At 60.0% G+C, this 6,000-nt stretch carries 5 protein-coding genes; 4 read left to right on the top strand and 1 reads right to left on the bottom strand.

Going from position 1 to position 6,000, the window contains the following annotated elements:
• The coding region (gene sucB, locus HMPREF2527_RS09840; RefSeq protein ID WP_246824746.1) for a 2-oxoglutarate dehydrogenase, E2 component, dihydrolipoamide succinyltransferase at window positions 1-1,040 on the top strand (1,040 nt) is incomplete at its 5' end.
• 184 nt (window positions 1,041-1,224) lie between these two features.
• Here sucB and HMPREF2527_RS01820 read toward each other — a convergent pair.
• A complete protein-coding gene (locus HMPREF2527_RS01820) occupies window positions 1,225-2,943 on the bottom strand; it encodes a peptidase (RefSeq protein ID WP_070505969.1) in 1,719 nt (572 codons plus the stop codon).
• A gap of 186 nt (window positions 2,944-3,129) precedes the next feature.
• Between HMPREF2527_RS01820 and lipB the strand changes: the two genes are divergently transcribed.
• From lipB to HMPREF2527_RS01805, 3 genes are all read left to right on the top strand, one after another.
• Complete coding sequence (gene lipB, locus HMPREF2527_RS01815) at window positions 3,130-3,831, top strand: lipoyl(octanoyl) transferase LipB (RefSeq protein WP_256387612.1); 702 nt, start codon at window positions 3,130-3,132, stop codon at window positions 3,829-3,831.
• 164 nt (window positions 3,832-3,995) lie between these two features.
• Window positions 3,996-5,003: a lipoyl synthase gene (gene lipA, locus HMPREF2527_RS01810; protein WP_005505472.1), complete on the top strand. Its 1,008-nt coding sequence runs from the start codon at window positions 3,996-3,998 to the stop codon at window positions 5,001-5,003.
• A 209-nt stretch (window positions 5,004-5,212) separates the two neighbouring features.
• Window positions 5,213-5,929, top strand: coding sequence for a DUF4191 domain-containing protein (locus HMPREF2527_RS01805; protein WP_070505965.1), 717 nt, complete (start codon window positions 5,213-5,215; stop codon window positions 5,927-5,929).
• The last annotated feature ends 71 nt before the right edge of the window (window positions 5,930-6,000 follow it).

The raw sequence follows: 6,000 nt of genomic DNA, 5'->3' as shown, positions 1-6,000 counted from the left end.
CTCCCGCAGCTCCCGCTCCGGTTGCTGAGGCTCCTGTTGCTCCGGCTGCACCCGCAGCTCCCGCTGCACCTGCCGCTCCGGCAGCTGCTGAGGGCGAAGCATACGTGACCCCGCTGGTCCGTAAGCTCGCTAAGGACAACGGCATCGACCTGTCCACCGTCAAGGGCTCCGGTGTTGGTGGCCGCATCCGCAAGCAGGATGTTCAGGCTGCTATCGCTGCTAAGGGTTCCGCTGCTCCCGCCGCTGCTGCTCCCGCTGCAGCTGCTGCTCCGGCTGCTGGTTCCGCAAAGGCACCGCACACCTTCGAGGTTTCCCCCAAGCGTGGCACCGTCGAGAAGACCGCACGTATCCGCCAGGTTATTGCAAAGCGTATGCGTGAGTCCCTGGACATCTCCACCCAGCTGACCCAGGTCACCGAGGTTGACGTGACCCGCATCGTTCAGCTGCGTGCAAAGGCTAAGGACGGCTTCGCTGCTCGTGAGGGCGCTAAGCTGACCTTCCTGCCCTTCTTCGTCCAGGCATCCGCTGAGGCTCTGCAGCAGCACCCCGCTCTGAACGCTTCCATGACCGAAGACTACAAGCAGATCACTTACCACGGCTCCGAGAACATCGCTATTGCTGTGGACACCCCCAAGGGTCTGCTGGTTCCGGTCATCAAGAACGCTTCTGACCTGGGCATTGCTGGCCTGGCAAAGGCTATTGGCGACCTGGGTGGCCGTGCACGTACCGGCGACATCTCCCCCGAGGAGCTGTCGGGTTCGACCTTCACCATCACCAACATTGGTTCCTTCGGTGCACTGTTCGACACCCCGATCATCAACCAGCCGAACGTTGCAATCCTCGGCACCGGTTCCATCGTGAAGCGCCCCATGGTTGTTAAGGATGTTGACGGTAACGACGTTATCGCTATCCGCTCCATGTGCTACCTGTCCCTCACCTACGATCACCGCGTGGTCGACGGTGCGGACGCTGGTCGCTTCCTGCACACCCTCAAGACCCGCCTGGAGGAGGCAAACTTCGAGTCTGAGCTGGGCCTCTAAGACCTGCATAGATTCAAGGAAGTTTCCTTGTGGCGGTGCCCTGATGGGTAACCGAGCGTAGCTCTCCGGGTTTTCCCGGACGGTGAGCAAAAAGGCGGCGGTTCCATCCACTTCGGTGGGTGGGGCCGCCGCCTTTTGTTGTGTCCGCGTTTCTACAGCGTCAGCTATACAGCGTCAGCTTCAGCTATGCAGGGACGGGCTCAGCGCGGGCTATCTCCCAGCCTTTCTCCCCGCGATGCAGGTCGAAGATGACTTTCTGGCGGGTGACGCCGTTTTCTTCGCTGAGTTTACGGGCTTCCTGCTCGGTTTTATCGGCGCGGTAGCCGGGCGCGGAGACTACCGCCATAACGCGGATGTTCTCGCTGTCGCGGCTGAGTTCTTCTGCAGTGTCAACGGTGAGCTCTGCGCCGCCTCGGGCACGGCGTTCTTGGTTTCGCTGGTCGATCAGGGCTCGTAGAATCTGATCGCCCTGAGCGCTTTTATCCTGTGCGGCTGTATCCTGCGCGCTCTGATCCTGTGTTTCCGTGCCGCCGGGCTCATGCTCCCCCGCTGCGTTCACAGATTGAGCGGATACGGGCTGCGCCGTTGCCGGGGCGTTCTGCCCGTAGAGGGTGAACCCGAGAGGCAGCGCAATAGCCCCCAGTGCGAGCGCGGCGAGTCCCAGGCGTGCAGCCAGTCCCAGGCGCGCGGAGGGGCGGGCGAAAGCACCGCGTAGCACCGTCAGGCGGGATGTGCCCGTCGCATCTGCGTTCTTTAGAGCGGGCGGCGCAGTCTTTGCGAAGCTTGCCGTGGGGCTCACAGTGGGGCTCAACGGCTTAGAACCTGCGGTAGCTGCGCGCCCCGATTTCTTCACGCCCGGCTTCTTCACGCGAGGCAGATGCTCTGCCAGGTAGCGTTGAGCCTTCTGCGCCTTTGAGAGCTTCTGTACCGGCGCGGGCTCCACAGCTGCGGGAATGAGGGCGCGGGCTCGTTCTGAACAGCTCAGGTAGACGTTGAGCGGGCGAGGCGGCACCTCCTCCGCCAGGGCGACCACGGAGCTGAGCCCTGCGAGCGCCGCCTCCTGGGCAGGTGCGTCCAGCAGGTATTCGAGGGCTCTGCCGAGGCGCTCAATCCACTCGCTACTGGGCGCCCCATTGGTTGCAATACCGCCCGCTCCCATGCGCTGTGAATCCATGCGCAGTGAGAGGGGTACGCGGGCGGTGGAGGGTTCCGGCGCGTGCCCGCAGGCGGCTTGCCAGAGCAGGGCTGCTGCGGAGCGTGCGTAGTTGCCCCGAGCGGCGGTGAGCTGTTCCGTATCTTGAGGGGCCGCTTCACGGTAGACAGCGTCAGGTAGCAGGAGTTTGGGCACTCCGGCGGCGCTCAGAGCGATGTATTCGGCGCTTAGTTCGGCGCGCCCCTCCCCCACCTTTTTGAGGCTGCCGAGCGCCCGGTGCAGGGTTCGCGCCAGGGTCATGAGCTCGGCGGGTGTCAGGGTGCGAGCGCGCAGGAGCTTGTCAAGGGTGCCCGCATCGAGGGGCTCGTACCAGAGGCACAGCTGATTGGCGCTATCGGCGCTCTCACTAGTAACGGCGTGGAGCTTGGCGAGTCCGGGCGCGTTACGTAGGGCGGCGGCTACCTGCGGGGTCTGGGCGTGCCGCTGAGCTGATGCATCCGTGTTTTCCTCGAATCCGTACCCGTTGGCTGCCGCACGCAGAGTGGGCGCGGCAGGAGCCAGCTGGGCGGAGGGATATAGCTGGGCGGGCTGAGAAATGGTGCGCAGGGTGTAGCGTCCGGGGTGCGCGGAGGTTACGGAACGTGCGGCGGGTGCGCTTGCGGTGGTTTCGCCCCGGTACTCGACAATCTGCAGGGTGGGCAGAGCCGGGTTGGCGATGCTTTCCAGAACGTGTGCTTCTTTGCTTCTCATACCATTATGTTATCAAATTGCATCAAATAATATCTTTAAGCACACTAAAATAGTTCAAGTACTCCAAAGAATAATTCAGGTATTTATCTGCTTATTCACCCTTTCTCCCCTTGAGGTCACCCTCACGTAACATTCCTACATGTTCGCTCATCACGTGATTCAGGGCGCCCTAATTTTCTTCCCTCCATTAGCAGTACTAAGGTAGAAAGTATGTCTGTGACGATTGAACGCGTGGGCTTCGCCCCGAACTATGTGAACTATGTTGAGTGCCTGGACAAGCAGTACCGCATCCACGATGAGGTGGCTAACCGCACCCGCCAGAATACGATTCTTCTACTTGAGCACGAGGCAGTGATTACTGCCGGTAAACGCACCGAAGACCACGAGTACCCCGCAGACAAGTCCACCCCCGTCGTCAAGATTGACCGCGGCGGCAAGCTGACCTGGCACGGCCCCGGCCAGCTGACCGGCTACCCGATTCTGCGCCTGCCCGAGCCCATTGATGTGGTGGCGTATGTGCGCATCATCGAGGAAATCATCATTAACGTCCTGGCTGGTCTGGGCATTAAGGGTGAGCGCGTTGAGGGTCGTAGCGGCGTGTGGATTCTGGGCGACGGCGTCACCCAGGACAAGAAGATCGCGGCACTGGGCATGCGCGTTTCGCGTAACACCACCATGCACGGCTTCGCGATTAACTGCTGCAATGACACTGCACCTTTCCAGCAGTTCATTCCCTGCGGTATTAGCGATGCGGGTGTTACCACCATTTCGGAGCAGCTGGGCCGCACCGTCACCCCCGCCGATATTTTGGAGCCGCTGGAGGCGGAGCTTCTGAAGTACCAGGACCGCCTGGCGGAGTCTTTCGAGCCCATTGCGGCGCAGGACTAAACGCAGGGTTAGACGCAGTCAAGAAGCTTCGAGCAGGCCGTACACGTAACGCGTCTGGCTTTGTTCGTCATATACGAAAATCAGTTTCACCTACGCCTGAGCGGGCGTAAAATAGAAGATGGCCCACCTGCACAGAGGGCACATCTAGACCAAGGAGAAGACTTTTGAGCACCGCACCTGAAGGACGCAAGCTACTGCGTGTGGAGGCCCGCAACGCTGAGGTTCCCATTGAAAAGAAGCCTCACTGGATTAAGACCAAGGCCATTGTTGGCCCCGAATACAACGAGATGCGCGAGCTGGCTCGCGGTCAGGGCCTACACACCGTGTGTGAAGAGGCTGGCTGCCCCAATATTTACGAATGCTGGGAAGACCGTGAGGCAACCTACCTGATTGGTGGTTCCGAGTGCACCCGCCGTTGCGACTTCTGCAATATTGCGACCGGCAAGCCTGTTGCTGTTGACTACGCTGAGCCGTTCAAGGTTGCTAAGAACGTGAAGGTCATGGGTCTGCGTTACGCAACCGTGACCGGTGTTGCTCGTGACGATCTGGAAGACGGCGGTGCGTGGCTGTACGCAGAAACCACCCGCCAGATTCACAAGATGTGCCCGAACACCGGCGTTGAGATGCTCGTCCCCGACTTCAAGGGTGTTCCCGAGCATGTTCAGAAGGTGATTGACGCTAAGCCTGAGGTGTTCGCACACAACCTGGAGACCGTCCCCCGTATCTTCCGTCAGATTCGCCCGGCGTTCCGTTACGAGCGTTCCCTGGATGTTATTACCCAGGCTAAGGAAGGCGGCATGGTCACCAAGTCTAACCTGATTCTGGGTATGGGCGAGACCGATGACGAGATTTACGAGGCGCTGTGCGATCTGCACGATGCTGGTTGTGACATCATTACCCTCACCCAGTACCTGCGCCCCGGCCCGCTCTTCCACCCGATTGAGCGTTGGGTGAAGCCGCAGCAGTTCGTGGATTTTGCGAACATGGCTGAGGAGATTGGTTTCGCTGGCGTTATGGCGGGCCCGATGGTTCGTTCTTCGTACCGTGCAGGTCGCCTGTGGGCTCGTGCAATGCGTAAGAACGGCTACCCGATCCCTGAGAACCTTGCCCACATTGAGGGTGAGGGCGCAGCCCTGCAGGAAGCCTCCTCCCTGGTGGCTGCAGGCTACTAAGCCTTTTCAGAATCTTTCTGAGAGCGTTGAGGCTCCTCGAACCCGGTGTTCGTCCGGTGTTCGGGGAGCCTCCCCTTATGCCCCGTCCCTTGTGCGGGTAGGGTAAACTAGAAAAATTGCAGGCATACACTGCATCGTTACGTCACTATGGTTCCGTGAGCGTTTGAGGCGCTTCTCGGGGCCGCGGAAGAACCAGCCGAGGAAGAATCGTGGCAGATAAGCGCGAAGAGAAGAAAAAGAAGAAGGAACGCACTCCGGGCACTTTCGCCCAGATGAAGCAGGTCTACCAGATGACCAAGAAGTCCGACCCGAATATCGGTTGGATTCTGAGTCTGTCGGCTCTGGGTACCCTTTTGGTTTTCCTCCTCATCGGTATTGCTCTGGGCAACTGGATTACTTTCCTGATTCTGGGTCTGGGTGTTGCCGCTATTGTGGCGATGCTTCTGCTGGGTCGCCGCGCGCAGACTGCGGCTTTTGCTCAGATTGAGAACCAGCCCGGTCGTAGTGGTGCGGCAATGAACTCGGTGCGCCGCGGCTGGATCGTTGAGGAGCAGCCCGTTGCTGCGAACCGCCACCAGGATCTGGTGTTCCGTGCGCTGGGCCGTCCCGGTATCGTGTTGGTGACCGAGGGCCCTCACAGCCGTGTGAATTCCCTGGTGAACACCGAGAAGAAGCACCTGGCCCGTGTAGCTCCCGGCGTTCCGGTTCACGTGATTGAGACCGGTCACGAAGAGGGTCAGGTTGAGCTCAAGGACGTTGTGAAGACCATGAACAAGCTTCCGAAGGCTCTGACTCAGCAGGAGATGCAGGTTGTTTCGGGTCGTCTGAGCACTCTGAACACGATGCGTAACCCGATGAATGGCCTGCCTAAGGGTGTTGACCCGATGCGTGCTCGTCCTGACCGTCGTGCGATGCGCGGCCGCTAATTGAGGATTTTATATAGGTGTGAAGGCTCTGGTTTTTCCTTTCGGGGAAAATCCGGAGCCTTTTACCATGT

Origin of the sequence: Rothia sp. HMSC071B01 (assembly GCF_001808945.1) — a bacterium.
GTDB lineage: Bacteria > Actinomycetota > Actinomycetes > Actinomycetales > Micrococcaceae > Rothia.
This window is presented reverse-complemented; position numbering and strand designations above follow the sequence as displayed.